Annotated in this window: 15 protein-coding genes and 1 pseudogene; 12 read left to right on the top strand and 4 right to left on the bottom strand. The window is 58.2% G+C overall.

Annotated features, from left to right (window positions below; genetic code table 11):
* Positions 1–4 precede the first annotated feature (4 nt).
* The 12 genes and pseudogenes from H4N61_RS14130 to H4N61_RS14075 all read left to right on the top strand — a co-directional run bounded on the left by H4N61_RS14130 (position 5) and on the right by H4N61_RS14075 (position 12,263).
* A complete protein-coding gene (locus tag H4N61_RS14130) occupies positions 5–997 on the top strand; it encodes a serine hydrolase domain-containing protein (RefSeq protein ID WP_169195443.1) in 993 nt (330 codons plus the stop codon).
* Positions 998–1,006: 9 nt separating this feature from the next.
* Positions 1,007–2,125 (top strand): anhydro-N-acetylmuramic acid kinase, encoded by a 1,119-nt coding sequence (locus H4N61_RS14125; RefSeq protein WP_169195444.1) that lies wholly within the window; start codon positions 1,007–1,009, stop codon positions 2,123–2,125.
* A gap of 1 nt (position 2,126) precedes the next feature.
* The gene (locus H4N61_RS14120; RefSeq protein ID WP_169195445.1) at positions 2,127–2,558 is read left to right on the top strand and encodes a GNAT family N-acetyltransferase; all 432 of its coding nucleotides are present in this window, start codon (positions 2,127–2,129) and stop codon (positions 2,556–2,558) included.
* Positions 2,559–2,720: 162 nt separating this feature from the next.
* Positions 2,721–3,953, top strand: a pseudogene (locus H4N61_RS14115) (malic enzyme-like NAD(P)-binding protein); the annotation flags it as partial.
* A gap of 631 nt (positions 3,954–4,584) precedes the next feature.
* Positions 4,585–5,613 carry a sulfate ABC transporter substrate-binding protein gene (locus H4N61_RS14110; RefSeq protein ID WP_169196033.1) on the top strand — a complete coding sequence of 343 codons (1,029 nt, stop codon included), beginning with the start codon at positions 4,585–4,587 and terminating at the stop codon, positions 5,611–5,613.
* 55 nt (positions 5,614–5,668) lie between these two features.
* Entirely contained in the window at positions 5,669–5,893 is a 225-nt protein-coding gene (locus tag H4N61_RS14105; protein WP_182394311.1) for a hypothetical protein, read from the top strand.
* Complete coding sequence (locus H4N61_RS14100; RefSeq protein ID WP_182394310.1) at positions 5,890–6,495, top strand: alpha/beta hydrolase; 606 nt, start codon at positions 5,890–5,892, stop codon at positions 6,493–6,495. The genes H4N61_RS14105 and H4N61_RS14100 overlap by 4 nt, the downstream gene beginning before the upstream one ends.
* A gap of 130 nt (positions 6,496–6,625) precedes the next feature.
* Positions 6,626–8,023 carry an FAD/NAD(P)-binding protein gene (locus H4N61_RS14095; protein ID WP_169196031.1) on the top strand — a complete coding sequence of 466 codons (1,398 nt, stop codon included), beginning with the start codon at positions 6,626–6,628 and terminating at the stop codon, positions 8,021–8,023.
* A gap of 167 nt (positions 8,024–8,190) precedes the next feature.
* The gene (cysT, locus tag H4N61_RS14090) at positions 8,191–9,036 is read left to right on the top strand and encodes a sulfate ABC transporter permease subunit CysT (protein WP_169196030.1); all 846 of its coding nucleotides are present in this window, start codon (positions 8,191–8,193) and stop codon (positions 9,034–9,036) included.
* On the top strand, positions 9,026–9,895 hold the full coding sequence (gene cysW, locus H4N61_RS14085; protein ID WP_248306523.1) for a sulfate ABC transporter permease subunit CysW: 870 nt from the start codon (positions 9,026–9,028) through the stop codon (positions 9,893–9,895). The genes cysT and cysW overlap by 11 nt, the downstream gene beginning before the upstream one ends.
* Positions 9,896–9,906: 11 nt before the next feature.
* The gene (locus H4N61_RS14080; RefSeq protein ID WP_169196028.1) at positions 9,907–10,941 is read left to right on the top strand and encodes a sulfate/molybdate ABC transporter ATP-binding protein; all 1,035 of its coding nucleotides are present in this window, start codon (positions 9,907–9,909) and stop codon (positions 10,939–10,941) included.
* Between the two features lie 116 nt (positions 10,942–11,057).
* Positions 11,058–12,263 (top strand): TIGR03862 family flavoprotein, encoded by a 1,206-nt coding sequence (locus H4N61_RS14075; RefSeq protein WP_169196027.1) that lies wholly within the window; start codon positions 11,058–11,060, stop codon positions 12,261–12,263.
* Here H4N61_RS14075 and H4N61_RS14070 read toward each other — a convergent pair.
* The 4 genes from H4N61_RS14070 to H4N61_RS14055 all read right to left on the bottom strand — a co-directional run bounded on the left by H4N61_RS14070 (position 12,227) and on the right by H4N61_RS14055 (position 16,053).
* Positions 12,227–13,243, bottom strand: coding sequence for a cation diffusion facilitator family transporter (locus H4N61_RS14070; RefSeq protein ID WP_169196026.1), 1,017 nt, complete (start codon positions 13,241–13,243; stop codon positions 12,227–12,229). The two genes, H4N61_RS14075 and H4N61_RS14070, sit on opposite strands and share 37 nt — an antisense overlap.
* Positions 13,244–13,356: 113 nt before the next feature.
* Positions 13,357–13,710 carry a metalloregulator ArsR/SmtB family transcription factor gene (locus tag H4N61_RS14065; protein ID WP_169196025.1) on the bottom strand — a complete coding sequence of 118 codons (354 nt, stop codon included), beginning with the start codon at positions 13,708–13,710 and terminating at the stop codon, positions 13,357–13,359.
* Between the two features lie 46 nt (positions 13,711–13,756).
* On the bottom strand, positions 13,757–14,176 hold the full coding sequence (gene arsC, locus H4N61_RS14060) for an arsenate reductase (glutaredoxin) (protein WP_182394308.1): 420 nt from the start codon (positions 14,174–14,176) through the stop codon (positions 13,757–13,759).
* Entirely contained in the window at positions 14,176–16,053 is a 1,878-nt protein-coding gene (locus H4N61_RS14055; protein ID WP_199368565.1) for an ABC transporter ATP-binding protein, read from the bottom strand. The genes arsC and H4N61_RS14055 overlap by 1 nt, the downstream gene beginning before the upstream one ends.
* Positions 16,054–16,081 lie beyond the last annotated feature (28 nt).

Genomic DNA, 16,081 nt, shown 5'->3' with positions numbered 1-16,081 from the left:
GCCTATGGGTATTTTGGAGAGCAAGCTCGATCGGGCGTTCGCGCCGGTTGCGGCGGCGATTGAGGCCGGTAAAATCCCCGGTGGGATTTTGGGCCTTGTCGATCGCGACGGCAATCGTGTCACCCGCGTTATGGGGCAGGCTCAGACCGTTCCTGCGGCGCGGGCGATGACCGAGGACACTTGGTTCGATCTGGCCTCGCTCTCCAAAGTGCTTTTTACCACCGAGCGTATTCTGGCTTTGGCAGAAGCGGGGACGATCGACCTCGACAAGCCGATCACCTCCGTCCTGCCAGACTTCCGCCATTACAATCTCGACAATTGGGAGCGGAACGTTACCTTCCGTCAGTGCCTCGGGCATCAGACGCCGTTCCCAGCCGTCATTCCCTTCTACGCCTATGGGCGTGACCCGGACCTGCTGCGTACGCTTATTCTGCAATATGAGTATACGGCAGGACCTTCGGTCTATTCTGATATCAACTTCATCCTTCTCGGCTTTGTGCTGGAGCGGCTGAACAAGTGCTGGATCCGCGATCTTGATCCGGGCAAGGGGTTTGCTTGGGGCGCTGATCCGGACAATACTGCAGCGACCGAAGATTGCTATTGGCGTCATCGCGTTCTCGTTGGCGAAGTGCATGACGACAATTGCTCGGCGCTCAATGGTGCTGGTCACGCAGGGCTATTTGGCACGGTCTCTTCAGTCCTCGACTTCGCTGCGGAAAAACTGCAGTCTGCGGGCGAAAACGCACTGATCCGCACGCCGCTTTCGGGGCGTCGCACCCATGGCTGGGAGCGCCCCTATGAGGGCTGGTCTGGCGGGGAGCTCAGCTCTTCTTCCACCATCGGGCACACTGGATTTACCGGCACTGGCCTCTGGCTCGATTTCGAGCGCGGTCATGCCTGGACACTTCTTACCAATCGCGTTCACCCCACGCGCCATTTCGACAGCGGTATTATTCCGCTCCGTCGCGCTGTGGCTGACGCTATCAACGCAAACTAGGAGACGCACATGGAGCCGATTTGGGCTGTTGGCCTGATGACAGGCACGGTGCTGGACGGAAACATCGACGTTGCGCTGTTGCGCACCGATGGCGAGACGATCAGCGAATTTGGTGCATATACGCTCGCGCCCTATCCCGCAGACATCCGCGATATGCTGGAGCAGGCATTGGCGGAAGCCCGGGTTTGGAATTTTGAGGGCGAAGAGCCGGCCATTTTCGCCAAGGCTGAAGATGCGCTGACCCGTGCGCAATCTGCGGCTGTGGCCGACCTCGTCGCCCAAGCTGGTCTCAAACCGTCGGACATTGGCGTCGTGGGTTTCCATGGCCAGTCAGTATTGCACCGCGCGCCGGTTCCGGGTCGCATTGGTGCAACCCGTCAGCTGGGCAATGGCAAGCTGATGAACGAAATCCTCGGCATCCCTGTTGCCTATGACTTCCGCTCGGCGGACGTGCGTGCTGGCGGGCAGGGCGCGCCTTTGGCGGCTGTCTATCACCAAGCGTTGCTGCGCACGCTGGGCCATGTTGATGGCAAGACCGCTGTGCTCAACCTGGGCGGCGTTTCCAATGTCACCTATTGGGATGGTGCAGACACGCTCGTGGCTTTCGATACAGGTCCGGCCAATGCCCCGATCAACGACTTTGTAAAGTCGCTGGGCCTAGGCGAAATGGACCGCAATGGTGCGATGGCACTGCGCGGCACGGTTGACGAAGAGCGCCTCGCGCAACTCTTGACCCATAAATATCTCTCAGCGCCCTATCCAAAATCGCTCGACCGTTTCGACTTCCTCCACACCATGGCCGAAGGCCTTGGCGCGGATGATGGCGCGGCGACGTTGACGGCATTCACCACGGGGGCCGTTGGTAAGGCGCTCGACATTCTGCCCGGACGTCCAGACAAGCTGATCGTTTGCGGGGGCGGTCGTCATAACCCGGCAATCATGGCTATGCTCAATGTCCGTGCGGGCGTGGAAGCGGTGCCGGCAGAAGCTGTGGGTTGGCGCGGCGACGCCGTGGAAGCGGAATGCTTTGCCTTCCTCGCAGTACGTGTTCTGCGCAATATGCCGATTAGCTTCCCCACCACGACGGGTGCGCCGCATCCGATGACTGGTGGCATTCTGGTTCAGTAAAATGCTTGTATTCGACGTCACTGCCTCGCCCGCTGCTGAAGATCTCGACACCATCAGCAAGGGGCTTGCCTCTTTCAATCAGGCGATGGTGGGGCCGTCGGAAAAGCAAAATCTCGCCGTGGTCGTGCGCAACGACAGCGGCGAGATCGTTGGCGGGATTTCCGGCTACACGGCTTGGGGCTGGCTCTATACCCAGTGGCTGTGGATCGATGAAAGCACGCGCGGGCAATCGCTCGCTGGTCGCATGCTTGAGGCGGCTGAGGCCGAAGCGCGCCAGCGCGGTTGCCATTCGGCGCACATCGACACGTTCAGCGCGCACGCGCTGCATGTTTACAAAAAATCTGGTTACGAAGTTTTTGGCGAACTGCCCGATTTTCCTAAGGGTAACACGCGTAGCTTCCTCAAGAAGTCGCTTGTTGTAGGCCAGGACTAAGGTCTTGCACCGGTAGACGTTTTTGCACTTTATCGTCCATGCGTCGAAAGGCTATGTTCTCTTTTCGATGTAATTTGGGTTCATTCTCCTACTGGCCCAAAATGGGCGAATCTATTGAGGGGCGGTCATCGCTGGCCGCCCCTTCGACATGTGTAGGACCGTATGACCGTCGATAATTCCAGCCTGAAGGACGCAGCGCTTAATTTCCACGAGTATCCGACCCCGGGTAAACTCGCTATCGTCGCGACCAAGCCACTCGCGAACACGCGCGACCTCTCGCTCGCCTATTCGCCAGGCGTTGCTATTCCTTGTGAAGAAATTGCAGCGAACCCAGAGGCGGCTTACCGCTACACCTCCAAGGGCAATCTCGTTGCCGTGATTTCAAACGGCACTGCCGTTCTGGGCCTTGGCAATATTGGTGCGCTGGCGTCCAAGCCGGTGATGGAAGGCAAGGCCGTTCTGTTCAAGACCTTTGCTGGCATTGACTCTATTGACCTTGAAGTTGACGAGCAGGATCCGAAGAAGTTCATCGAGATCGTTGCGCCGCTCGCTCCAAGCTTTGGTGGTGTGAACCTTGAAGACATCAAGGCTCCAGAGTGCTTCGAAATCGAAGAAGCCTTGCGCGAGCGCATGAACATTCCAGTGTTCCATGACGATCAGCACGGTACTGCGATCATCGTGGCTGCTGCTGTCCTCAATGCGATGAAGCTGATCGGCAAGGATATTGGCTCGATCAAGATCTGCACATCGGGTGCAGGTGCTGCGGCTATCGCTTGCATGAACATGCTCATCGCTGTTGGCGCTAAGCGCGAGAACATCTGGCTGGCGGACAGCAAGGGTCTCGTCACGACCGCGCGTGTTGGCTCGGTTGATAGTTGGCGTGCAGCTTTCGCTCAGGATACCGACAAGACCCAGCTGAGCGAAGTTATGGATGGCGCAGACGTGTTTGTTGGTCTTTCCAAGGCTGGCGCGCTCAAGCCAGAGATGATGACCAATATGGCGGAAAATCCGCTGATCTTGGGTCTCTCCAACCCAATTCCGGAAATCATGCCAGAATTGGCAAAGGCCACGCGCCCAGACGCTATGGTTTGCACGGGTCGTTCGGACTATGCCAACCAGGTGAACAACGTTCTGTGCTTCCCATTCTTGTTCCGTGGCGCGCTCGATTGCGGCGCAACCACGATCAACGAAGCGATGAAGGCAGCTGCAGCGCAGGCAATTGCTGAGCTGGCGCAGGAAGCCGAACTTGACGGTTCTGCAAGCACCTTCGGTCGCGAGAAGCTGATCCCGAACCCGTTCGATCCGCGTTTGATTGAGCGAGTTTCGATCGCCGTGGCAAAGGCAGCGGAAGAGAGCGGCGTCGCGCGCCGTCCGATCTCTGATTTTGAGACCTATGCAGTGAACCTGCGCAAATTGCGCGGGCTCTAAGCCTTCTTGGAATAAAGACTAATAAAAAGGGCCCCGACCGAAAGTCGGGGCCCAATCACTTCTGCTGGGAGTGCGCCCTTTGGAAGTGACTTTGTTGCACTGTTAAGTCACAGCGCGTTTCCATTTGGAAAAAAACTAAAATATAGTTTTGTTACTGCCTATTGTTCTGTCATTTTTAAATAAAAGTCAAACGGCAGTGTTTGAGCTGCATCCTGCTCTGGTGCCATTGCATTAGAATGTCAGAGATGTTCGGCTTCTCGCTCTTGCGCATCATGTCATCGCTACTTGCCGTAGCCGTCCTTGCCTCACAGTGACCCTCTGATCTGCCGGCGCGGCAATGCCAAACGGCGCGGCACCCCGATAGCTCGCGCCTCAAAACCAGATAGGGTGCCATTCGGGTTCTGTTTGAGAGTGATTTCTGGCGGAAAGCAGCCGGGGTAGCTTTTAGGTGTTTTCGGAACTAAGTTCTATTTGATCCAAGCAAAAGCAGGATTGGAGGCATTTTTTTCTTCATTCTCGCCGTTACGGCAAGCCAAAACCTTCTCAAAGGCGACCACGTTGATAGAGTTTAAAACATCAAATGAACGGGAGGTTCCCAATGAAACGGACAGCCAAGCTAGTTGCCTACTCAGCCCTCGCCGCATCCCTGCTCGTGGGCTTTTCTATTACCGCTCAGGCACAGGATCGCACCCTGATCAACGTGTCTTACGATCCCACGCGGGAACTCTACCGCGCTTATAACGAAGCCTTCATCACGCACTGGAACGCTGAAAAGGGCGACACCGTCGCCATTCAGGTGACCCATGGCGGTTCTGGTTCGCAGGCTCGCACCGTCATCGACGGCCTCGAGGCTGATGTCGTCACACTGGCGCTCGAAAGCGACATCAACGCAATCTCAGACGCCAATCCCGATCTTATTCCAGCCGACTGGCGTCAGGCCTTGCCGCACAATAGTGCGCCATACACATCGACCATTGTCTTCCTCGTTCGCAAGGGGAACCCCAAAAGCATCCAAGATTGGGGTGACCTGATTGCTGATGGTGTCGAGGTGATCACGCCGAACCCGAAAACCTCCGGTGGCGCACGATGGAATTTCCTCGCCGCTTGGGCGTGGGCGCGCGAAGCCAATGGTGGCGATGAAGCTAAGGCGCAGGAGTTTGTCTCTGAACTCTTCCGCCATGTTCCTGTTCTCGACACAGGTGCACGGGGTTCGACCACCACTTTTGTGCAGCGTGGCATTGGCGACGTTCTGCTGGCTTGGGAAAACGAGGCTTACCTCGCCCTTGAAGAGCTTGGCCCTGATGCTTTCGATATCGTCACCCCGTCGCTTTCGATCCTCGCTGAACCGCCAGTTGCGGTTGTGAAGGGCAATGCCGACAAGAAGGGAACGACGGATTTGGCGCAGGCTTATCTCGAATATCTCTATTCGGATGAAGGCCAGACTATTGCAGCGCAGAACTACTATCGTCCTTCGGATTTCTCAAAGGTCCCGGCTGAAGACACAGCCCGCTTCGGTGAGTTGAACCTTGTGACGATCGAGGATTTCGGCGGCTGGCGTGAAGCGCAGCCGAAGTACTTCGGCGATGGTGGTGTGTTCGACCAGATCTATTCCGGTCCAACCCAGTAACGGAACAGCGCTCCTCGGCCCTGTAAGCCGGGGAGCCTCACCCAGGAGAAGGAACATGGTCTACTTCTTCGGTATCTTCGGCCCCGGAAAGCTCCAACGCGCTCCGGCAGCGGAAGCCAGATCCAAAGCAAACTTTTTCGGTGGGGTGCCAGACATTGCTCAGGGCGCTGTGCCCTTGAGCCGAGCAGAGCAAGATGCCTGCTATCTGGCCAGTAAAGCGCCTGAACCCGACTATCGCGACACCCCGGCCAATAGTCGTGAGCGCGCAGGTGAGCCATGACCAGACCAGTTCTCATTGTGCCGGGCCTCAATGGCTCGAATGATGGCCATTGGCAGCACTATTGGCTGCGTGACAAGCCGGAAGCTGTTCTCGTTGAACAAGCCGAATGGGCTGACCCAAAGGCTGGGCGTTGGCTGCATTGGTTAGAGAAAGCGGTGATGACCTATCCGGGCGCCATCGTTGTCGGGCATAGCCTGGGCACTATCCTTGCGGCTCGCCTCGCAACAAGCCCGGTCGCGCCATTGGTGGGTGGGGTGCTGTTGGTAGCACCGGCGGACATAGAGCGCACTTCGACCTTGCACGCGCGTAGTTATGAGTTTGGCACGCTGCCGGGGGATAAGCTGCCATTTCCGGGGCTCATGGTCGCCAGCCGCGACGATATCTTTATGAACCTTGCTAAAGCGCGGACCCTCGCGCAGCACTGGGGCGTCCCTGTGCTGGATTTGGGGCACGCAGGGCATATCAATATTGCGAGCGGGTTTGGTCGCTGGGCACGCGGCTATGATCTGGCCCAACAGCTTGCCGATAAGGCTGATCGACAACAGCGGCACCGCCGCGCGATGGGCCCACAGAGCGTCCAGCGCTCTTGTCTAGTGCCTTAGTCGACTTTATAGTTTTCAGGCTGATCCCCAAAGCTTTCGTATTGGGTGATTTTCAGCCTGGCAGCGGTGTGCCGTAGCTTCATTTTTGTGAGCGCGTGCAGCTTCCAGCTTATTATGGAAGGCGCAGTACATGGCTGATCCGAAGGACCTATCTAAGACCCCGGCTGAGAAATCGGTGACGATTATCGGTGGCGGTGCAAGTGGTGTCCTGCTGGCGGCCAATTTGCTCAAAAGCGACGATCCAGATTTGCGCGTCACCTTGCTAGAACGCCAAGGGCAGTTCGGCCAAGGTCTCGCCTATTCAGCCCGCCGCAAGGACCATCGGGTGAACGTGCCGGCGCGTGGCATGAGCGCATTTGCCGATGATAAGGATCACTTCTGGAATTGGCTGCAAGAGCACGAGCCGGGCGTTTACGACAGCTCGTATGTTTTTGTGCCGCGTCGCAAATATGGCAGCTATCTAGAGGATGTTTTGCGTCAGGCAGGTGCACGCATGCAGGGTCGTCTGCGTATCCTCGCTGAGGAGGCTGTCTCGCTGCGCGAGACCAGCAAGGGTGTGGAAGTCGAGCTGGGCAATGGCACCAGCCTTGTGAGCCGTCGCGCTGTTCTGGCCGTTGGGCATGAGACACAGCCCGCGCGCGGGCGGGGGATCGCGGTTCGTGTCGGGTCTGAAGAAGACACGCCGCTTGAGCGGAACGCTCCGGTGATGATCCTCGGCTCCGGCCTGTCGATGGTGGACGCTTGGGTGTCGCTGGTTGAGGCCAAGCATCGGGGGCCGATCACGGTTGTTTCGCGCAACGGGCTTTTGCCGAAAGGGCATAAGGACGTGCCGCCGCTGACGATCAGCGAAAGCGATGTCCCCTTCGGCACCAATATGACCGAATTGGCTAAGTGGTTCCGCGCGCTTGTGCGCGACACTGAGGGCAAAGGGGGCGATTGGCGCAGTGTTGTCGACGGCCTAAGGCCCTATAATCAGAAACTGTGGCAGAGCTGGTCTGATCCGGTGAAGCGGCAGTTCCTGCGCCACATCCGGCCTTGGTGGAATATCCATCGTCACCGCCTGCCACCTGATCTTTATCAGCGTCTGGTCGATGCCATCCGTTCGGGGCAGGTGACACTGCGCGCAGCTGAGTTTGTGGGGATTGAGCGGGACGGCGGGAATACCGTGGCGATCATCCGCGCGCGAGGGACCGAACAGCGCGAACGGCTTACGGTTGCGCGTGTCTATGACTGCGGTGGCGTGAGTGTTGATGTCCGTGCGAGCCATAATCCACTGCTCCAGCATCTGGTGAGCACAGGGGCGGCACGTCCAGACTCAATGCATATCGGTATCGATGTGGATGGTGCCTGCGCGCTCATCACGGCGAACGGCCAGGTGTCGCCAAGAGTGCGCGTTATTGGCCCCCTCACGCGGGGACGATATTTCGAAATTGAGGCTGTTCCAGACATCCGCGTACAGGCGGCAGGACTAGCGCAATCTTTGCTCGCTGCAGGACAGGCGGAGGCGGCCACGCAAAGCTCTTCGTGAATTGCTTGCTCCTTCCGGAACGATTTTCTACATTCTTGAGAAAACTCGCCCAGTCCGCTCCTTGAGAAAGTCGAGCGGAAAGCTAGGGTTAGGCCAGTTCTTGAGGGTAGATGTATGCATCGACCAAAGCATAGAGGCCGAACCCTGTCTGACAGGGGAGATCTCATATGAGCCGGAAGACTGGATTTGTTCAGCCTAGCGTCATACCGGGCTTCGGTTTGACCTTTGGTTTTACTCTTGCATACTTTGGCCTGATCATTCTTATTCCGCTCATCGCGCTGGTGTTGCGTGCTGCGGGTATTGGTTGGACCGGGTTTTGGGCGGTGGCGCTCGATGCGCGCATGCTTGCGGCGCTGCGCACCAGCTTCGTGACGGCGCTGATCGCTGCCGGGATCAATGTTGTTTTTGGCACGCTGATCGCTTGGGTGCTCGTGCGCTATCGTTTTCCCGGTCGGCGTATTTTCGATGCGGTGGTGGACCTGCCATTTGCGCTGCCAACGGCGGTGGCCGGGATTGCTCTGACGGCAATCTATGCGCCCAACGGGGTGATCGGGACGCTGTTTGCACCTTTGGGTTGGCGGATCGCTTACACGCCAATCGGCATCACCATAGCCATGGTGTTTATCGGCCTGCCCTTTGTCGTTCGGACCATTCAGCCGATTTTGGAAGAAACCAGCCGAGAGGTGGAAGAGGCTTCAGCTACACTTGGCGCCAACCGCTTTCAGACAATTTCCCGAGTGCTGTTGCCGAGCCTCACGCCCGCAATTTTAACCGGCTTCGCTTTGGCCTTTGCCCGCGCTGTCGGAGAATATGGTTCGGTGATTTTTATTGCTGGCAATATTCCGTTCGTATCCGAAATCGCGCCGCTGCTGATCGTGATCCGGCTTGAGGAATTCAACTATTCTGCGGCCGCTGTGATCGCCACGGTGATGTTGTCGATTTCGTTTCTGATGCTCTTTGCGATCAATCTCATTCAGGCGTGGAGCCGCAAGAGGTATGGCTATGGCACGTAAGAACGCCCCATCCCGTCGCTACCACCCCACCAATGAGCCTCTCTGGGTGCGCGTGACCCTAATTCTGATCGGCGTCGCCTTCATGGGGCTGATCTTGGTTTTGCCGCTCGTGGCCGTATTCACCGAAGCGCTTCGTCAGGGCATACCCGGATTTGTAGAGGCACTGCAGACTGCTGATGCGCAGTCGGCCATCCGCCTGACGCTTTTGGTGGCGGCGATCTCCGTGCCCCTCAATGTGGTGTTCGGTATCGCGGCCTCGTGGGCCATCGCTAAATTTGAGTTCAAGGGCAAAGCCTTTCTCATCACGCTTATCGACCTACCGTTCTCGGTGTCGCCCGTGATTTCTGGCTTGGTCTATGTGCTGCTGTTTGGCTCGGGGAGCCTGTTGGGGCCGTTCCTCAAATCCTACAACATCGAAATTCTCTTCGCGGTGCCGGGGATTGTTCTGGCGACGATATTTGTCACCTTTCCGTTTGTGGCCCGCGAGCTGATCCCGCTGATGCAGGACCAAGGTTCCGGCGATGAAGAGGCGGCCATTTCGCTTGGCGCTTCGGGGTGGCAGACGTTTTTCCGCGTGACGCTGCCCAATATTAAATGGGGCCTGCTCTATGGCGTGCTGCTGTGTAATGCGCGCGCTATGGGCGAATTTGGTGCGGTCGCGGTGGTTTCTGGGAAAATCCGGGGTCAAACCACGACCATGCCGTTGCAGGTCGAAATGTTCTATAATGAGTATCAAGGGACAGCCGCCTTTGCGCTGGCGTCGCTATTGGCCTTGCTGGCCCTTGTCACTCTGGTGCTCAAAACGGCGCTTGAATGGCGCTTCGGCGATGAACTCGCCGCTACTGGCCGCGGCCACTGACAGGGTTGGGAATGGAAGTAAAAGTACAAAACGTCCGCAAGGAATTCGACCGGTTTCCAGCACTGCATTCGGTGTCTCTGGATATTCTTTCGGGCGAGTTGATTGCGCTTCTGGGGCCATCTGGTTCCGGCAAAACCACCCTGCTGCGCTTAATTGCCGGGCTTGAGCGCCCGACGGAAGGCAAGATTTTCTTCGGAGATGAAGACGCGTCGGAAAAGAGTGTGCAGGAGCGGAACATTGGTTTTGTGTTCCAGCACTACGCGCTGTTCCGGCATATGACGATTTTGGAGAATGTTGCCTTCGGCCTGAAGGTGCGCCCGCGTTCGAGCCGCCCGCACAATAGTGAAATCCGCCGCCGGGCGTTGGAGCTGCTCGATCTGGTGCAGCTGTCTGGTCTCGAGAAACGCTACCCGAGCCAGCTATCGGGCGGGCAGCGTCAGCGTGTGGCGCTCGCTCGCGCATTGGCTATCGAGCCGCGCGTTTTGCTGCTCGACGAACCATTCGGTGCGCTCGACGCGCAGGTTCGGCGCGACTTGCGCAAATGGCTGCGCGAAATCCATGATCGCACCGGCCACACCACAGTTTTTGTGACGCATGATCAGGAAGAAGCGCTGGAGCTGGCTGATCGTCTCTGTGTCATGAGCCAGGGCAAGATCGAACAGGTGGGAACGCCTGATATGGTCTATGACCAACCGGCGTCGCCGTTTGTCTTCGGGTTTATCGGCGAAAGTTCAGAGCTTCCCGTCACGGTCGAGGGGGGCGAACTTCACCTCGATGGTCGCTCACTCGGTCTTCCGGCCAGCGGAGCCACGGGGGCCCAACGGCTTTATTTCCGTCCACATGATATCGAGCTGACAGACGCGTCCTCGGCGCTCGGCGGCGATGTTGTCGCCAGCCGCCGCGTTGGTGGTACGCGCCGTGTTGAGCTTGAATTGCAGGGAAGCGCACATCGCGTCGAGATTGACCTGCCGTTCGACCATCCGCTGGCAGACCGATCCCGCTTTGCGTTTCGCCCCAAGCGGTTCAGACTCTTTCCGGCAGCATAAAGCAGAAAAAGCGCGGCTTCGGTCGCGCTTTTCTCTTTGGGGAGCTGCGCGCTCTTGGCATGGCCAAATTTGGCTCTCTTGCGCTATGAGAAGCTTCACTTCTTGTTAGGCAGGCCATGATGCAGCGGCACATCGGAATTCTTGGAGCTGGGCCTGCGGGGCTCATGGCAGCTGAGGCAGCAGCGAATGCCGGGGCGCGTGTCACCGTGTTCGACGCTATGCCCAGTGTCGGCCGGAAATTCCTCATGGCCGGTAAGTCTGGTCTTAACATCACCCACTCTGAGCCGCATGAAGCCTTGCTAGGACGGTTTGGGGCTTCACGAGCAAGGCTCGAAACGGCGTTGAACGCCTTTACGGGCGATGATGTCCGCACTTGGGCGGATCGATTGGGTGTGAGCACTTTTGTTGGCTCGTCGGGCCGTGTGTTTCCAGATGTTATGAAAGGCTCGCCTCTGTTGCGCGCTTGGCTCAAGCGGCTGGACGAGCAGGGCGTTACCATCCGCACCCGTCATCGCTGGATTGGCTGGGCGGGGGAAAAGCTGGTTTTTGCGACGCCTGAGGGTGAGGTTCAGCACGCGTTTGATGCGCTGGTTTTTGCATTTGGAGGGGCGAGCTGGCCGCGACTAGGCTCAGATGCCGCTTGGGTTTCGCCCTTTTCAGAACGTGAAATTGAAATCGCCGCGTTCCGGGCCGCCAATTGCGCCTTCGAGCGGGGGTGGAGCCCGTTTATCAGCGAGCGTTTCGCCGGTCACCCAGTAAAGTCCGTTGTGGCGACGAGTGCTCTGGGCGGTCTGCCAGGCGAGTTTGTGGTCACCCCTTACGGTGTTGAAGGCAGCTTGATCTATGCTCATTCTGCTGCGCTGCGCGACGCTATTGAGGCAGACGGTTCAGCAGTGCTGACCCTCGATTTGGTGCCGGGACGCAGTGTTGAACGATTGGCGGCGGATTTCGGTCGCCAGCCGAGCAAGGTGAGTTTTACCAATAGATTGCGTAAGGCCGCGGGGCTCGATGGGGTGAAGGCGGCATTGGTGCGCGAGCTGGCGCCTGAGGCTGCGCAGCTGGCTCCTGAGGCATTGGCGATGATGCTCAAGAGCTTGCCGCTGCGTCTCGATAACACGCGTCCTATTGCTGAAGCCATTTCGGTGGCGGGCGGGGTGGTCTGGGATGAGATCGACCCCAACTATATGCTCAAGAAAATCCCCGGGACGTTTGTCGCCGGGGAAATGATCGATTGGGAGGCCCCGACGGGGGGCTATCTGCTTACGGCGTCCATGGCCACTGGGCGTTACGCAGGCTTAGCGGCCGCGCATTGGGAGCCGTGACCGGTCCAGTCGATCTCGATCGTGGCGTGATTGATGTCGTGGGTCTGTGCCAAGCGTTGCCGCACGGCATTTGAAACCGTGGCCGGGGCGATTGCTCCCGTGAGAGAAATGTCGAGCGTAGCCATGGTGCGGCCTGACGACAGCGACCAGACGTGGAGATGGTCGACATTGGCGAGGCCGGGGATATTGGCCTTGAGATCAGCGGTGATCGCTGTGGGATCGACGCCATCGGGTGCGCCCTCCATGAGAATATTGAAGGTCCGCATCAGCAAAGCCCAAGCGCCACGCAGAATGAGCAGGCTGACAAATACCGAGAGGATCGGGTCAATCGGCGTCCAGCCGGTGAGCCAGATGATGATCGCGGCTGCAATAGCGCCCACCGAGCCCAAAAGGTCGCCCATGACGTGTAGCGATGCGCCCCTGATGTTGACGTGGTCTTTGTCGGCCCCCCCGAGGATGCGCAGCACCAGCAGGTTTATGAGAAGCCCAGCGACGGCGACGGCGAACATGGGACCCGCGAGGACTTCGTCCGGCGCCATGAAGCGCTGGAACGCCTCATAGAGGATCCAGACCACAATACCGAAGAGGGTCAGCGCATTGATCAGCCCGGCAAGGACTTCGACACGAGCATAGCCAAAGCTGCGCTTGCTATCCGCTACACGCTTGCCGATACGGAAGCCGAGCCACGACAGGAAAAGGGCTATGGTGTCGGTCAGCATATGACCAGCATCGGCCAGCAGGGCGAGGGAGCCCGACAGCAGGCCGCCGATCACTTCGATGACCATGAACGTGCCGGTCAGCGTTAGCCCGATGAGGACAGCGCGTTCGTTGGCGGAACTTACTTTTGGCGTATGATCGTGTCCGGCGTGATCATGACTATGACCTGCATGGTCATGAGCATGGGGCGCGTGTTGATGCGCCTCATGATCGTGGTCAGTTTCGTCGTGACTGTGGCCGGAGTGGTCGTGCGGATGTGCCATGATACCCTCGTTCTATAGTCATATGAACATGTATTCATATGATGGTCAACAAGCATGGTAGACACGCTGGCGTGATCGTGACTTCGCGCATGAAGCTCGCCCGTTTAGAACCCTTAGACTTGGCTGGATGCCTCGTCTGTCTTCGGTTCTGCCAAATCGTCGTCGTGCAGGTCGTGCTCTTCCATCGCATGGGCAATCATATCGGCCAGAATTCTGGCGATGTGATCGTCCGCTGCTTGGTAGAATACCTGCTTATTGCGCCGGGTTCCGCGCACCAGTCGGGCGGCGCGGAGGAGACGCAAATGGTGGCTAACGAGAGATTGGGAGGCACCGGTGGTTTTGGCGATATCGCCCACCGCGATGGGGCCTTCAAGGCAGGTTAAGAGCACACGCAGACGGGTCGGATCGCCCAACAGCTTATAGGTCTCGGCAATCAGTTGGATGGTGTGTTCTTCAGGAAGGGCCACGGGGCGATGCGCTCAATTTGCTGGTTCGCCCTGACCTTAAAGCCGCTTAGATGCGCTGACCATCCTTGTCGATCACCACCTCACCATCCTCTTTGGTGAACGGGATGGTGGCCGCTTCTGGCAGAATGTCCAAAACGAGCTCTGAGGGGCGGCAGAGGCGCACGCCATGCGGAGTAACCACGAGAGGGCGATTGATGAGAATAGGCGTCGCCACCATGGCTGCGAGCAGCTGCGTGTCACTCAACTCGGGATTGTCCAAACCCTGGGAGAGGTATTCTGGCTGCTTGGTGCGGATCGCATCCCGCACTGAAATCCCGGCACGAGCGATGAGGTCGGCAAGCGTTGCAGCAGACGGAGGGTTTTCGAGATAGAGCACAATTTCTGGCTCAATCCCGGTGCCGCGGATCATTGCCAAGGTGTTGCGCGAGGTGCCGCATTCGGGATTGTGGTAGATGGTGATGTGCATCAACGATAGCCTGCCGCTTGCAGTTCAAAGAGTTCGGCATAGCGCCCATTGAGCGCCAGCAATTCCTCGTGGCTTCCTGCTTCAAGAATCGCGCCCTTTTCAAGCACCAAAATACGGTCTGCCATGCGGACAGTCGAGAAGCGGTGCGAGATGATGACGGCCGTAGTGTTGGTCGCAAGGTTTTTAAAGCGGGCGAACACCTCAGCTTCCGCCTTAGCGTCCAGCGCTGCGGTCGGTTCATCGAGAATGACGAGATCGGCGTCACGCATATAGGCCCGGGCAATGGCGACCTTCTGCCATTCGCCGCCCGAGAGGTCGCGGCCCTTCTTGAAGAGACGACCGAGCTGTTGATCATATTGCTGCGGCAGCTTGGCGATGACCCCATCGGCAAGGCTTTGTTCAGCGGCCTGCTCGATCCGCGCCTGATCGGTTCGCGCTTCGATACGGCCAACGCCGATATTGTCGCGAGCGGAAAAGCTGTAACGGATGAAGTCTTGGAAAATCACGCCGATGTGCTGGTGGATGTCGGTGGGCGACATGTCACGCAGGTCGATGCCGTCGATGGTGATGCGGCCCTCTGTCGGATCGTAGAGACGCGTCAGCAGTTTGACGATGGTGGTTTTGCCAGCGCCATTCTCCCCAACCAGCGCAAGAGTTTCGCCTGCCGCGAGGGTGAAGTTGAGATTGCGCACCACCCAATACTCCGTCTCGGGATATTGGAAGCCGACGTTCTCAAAGACGATGCCGCGCTGGATCGGGGTTGGGAAGGCCTTGGGGGAGGCCGGGGGCAGAACGGACGGTTCGATCTCGAAGAAAGAGAAGAGGTCGTCGAGGTAGAGCGACTGCCCCGCGATCTGGGTGAAGCCGAGAAGGATTTTTTGGAACAGGCCATTGAGCCTGAGGAAAGACCCCGACAAAAAGGCGAGATCGCCGAGCGTGAACTCGCCGGTAATGGTGCGCCAGACGATGTAGCCATAGGCGAGGTAATAGGCGAGGCTGGAAATGGCCGCAAAGAGGGAGCCCCAGCTGGCGCGCGCAATAGCGACCCGGCGATTGTCGACATAGATGCCGTGAGCCAGCTTTTTAAAGCGCCCGATGAGATAATCGCCTAGGCCAAAGAGTTTGACCTCTTTAGCTGTTTCAGCGCTCGCACCAACGTGGCGGAGATACTCAAGTTCGCGGCGCTCTGGGGTGCGCCAGCGGCTGAGCATGTAATTAAGCGTGTTGAACCGCGTTTCGCCCCAAATCGAGGGGATGAAGCTCAAGGGCAGTAAGAGCACCAACCACGGGGCGTAGATGACGAGACCTGCCGCGAGGGTCACGACTGTGATCATGTCCTGCGCTTGGCCAAACAGCTGGCTCAAGAGTTGATTGCGCCCTGCAGCCTGACGGCGTGCGCGCTCCAATCGGTCCTGATATTCCGCCGATTCAAAATGCATCAGATCAAGCTTGGCGGCGTGCGCCATCAACTCGACACTGACAGTGTTCGAATGCAGTTCGGAGAGGATGGAGTCGACTAGGCCTGTGGCGCGGTTGATCACATCATTGGCCAACACCAGAGCCAGCTCGATCAGCAGGAAGCCGAGAACCGTGTTGAGCGCACCGGCATTCCACCAGTCTAGAATGCTGGGGCCGGGGGCGGGCAGAGCGGTAAGCCGCACGACCTCATCAACAATCAGCTTCGCCGTATAGAGCACCGCGATCGGTTGGAACGCCGCCACGAGGCGTAAACCGATGCTCGCCGCCGTCAAGGATCTGCTGGTGCGCCAAATCTGCGCGATCAGGCGCCCTAGGTGGCGCATGTTGTCCAGTCGTTGACGGAAGGTGAGCGGCGTTTCGGGAATTGGTGGCGGGCGACGCCCAGGAAGATCGGTCATACGCGCAGTTTAATCCGCAGCAGAGGGC

It is taken from the genome of Devosia sp. MC521 (assembly GCF_014127105.1).
Classification (GTDB): domain Bacteria; phylum Pseudomonadota; class Alphaproteobacteria; order Rhizobiales; family Devosiaceae; genus Devosia.
Note: the sequence above shows the minus strand (reverse complement) of the source record. Positions and strands in the feature narration are given on the sequence as shown.

Excerpts from the sequence above, each read along its gene's own strand:
- H4N61_RS14130 (WP_169195443.1), top strand. The coding sequence starts at position 5 with ATGGGTATTTTGGAGAGCAAGCTCGATCGGGCGTTCGCGCCGGTTGCG.
- H4N61_RS14125 (WP_169195444.1), top strand. The coding sequence starts at position 1,007 with ATGGAGCCGATTTGGGCTGTTGGCCTGATGACAGGCACGGTGCTGGAC.
- H4N61_RS14120 (WP_169195445.1), top strand. The coding sequence starts at position 2,127 with ATGCTTGTATTCGACGTCACTGCCTCGCCCGCTGCTGAAGATCTCGAC.
- H4N61_RS14110 (WP_169196033.1), top strand. The coding sequence starts at position 4,585 with ATGAAACGGACAGCCAAGCTAGTTGCCTACTCAGCCCTCGCCGCATCC.
- H4N61_RS14105 (WP_182394311.1), top strand. The coding sequence starts at position 5,669 with ATGGTCTACTTCTTCGGTATCTTCGGCCCCGGAAAGCTCCAACGCGCT.
- H4N61_RS14100 (WP_182394310.1), top strand. The coding sequence starts at position 5,890 with ATGACCAGACCAGTTCTCATTGTGCCGGGCCTCAATGGCTCGAATGAT.
- H4N61_RS14095 (WP_169196031.1), top strand. The coding sequence starts at position 6,626 with ATGGCTGATCCGAAGGACCTATCTAAGACCCCGGCTGAGAAATCGGTG.
- cysT (WP_169196030.1), top strand. The coding sequence starts at position 8,191 with ATGAGCCGGAAGACTGGATTTGTTCAGCCTAGCGTCATACCGGGCTTC.
- cysW (WP_248306523.1), top strand. The coding sequence starts at position 9,026 with ATGGCACGTAAGAACGCCCCATCCCGTCGCTACCACCCCACCAATGAG.
- H4N61_RS14080 (WP_169196028.1), top strand. The coding sequence starts at position 9,907 with ATGGAAGTAAAAGTACAAAACGTCCGCAAGGAATTCGACCGGTTTCCA.
- H4N61_RS14075 (WP_169196027.1), top strand. The coding sequence starts at position 11,058 with ATGATGCAGCGGCACATCGGAATTCTTGGAGCTGGGCCTGCGGGGCTC.
- H4N61_RS14070 (WP_169196026.1), bottom strand. The coding sequence starts at position 13,243 with ATGGCACATCCGCACGACCACTCCGGCCACAGTCACGACGAAACTGAC.
- arsC (WP_182394308.1), bottom strand. The coding sequence starts at position 14,176 with ATGCACATCACCATCTACCACAATCCCGAATGCGGCACCTCGCGCAAC.
- H4N61_RS14055 (WP_199368565.1), bottom strand. The coding sequence starts at position 16,053 with ATGACCGATCTTCCTGGGCGTCGCCCGCCACCAATTCCCGAAACGCCG.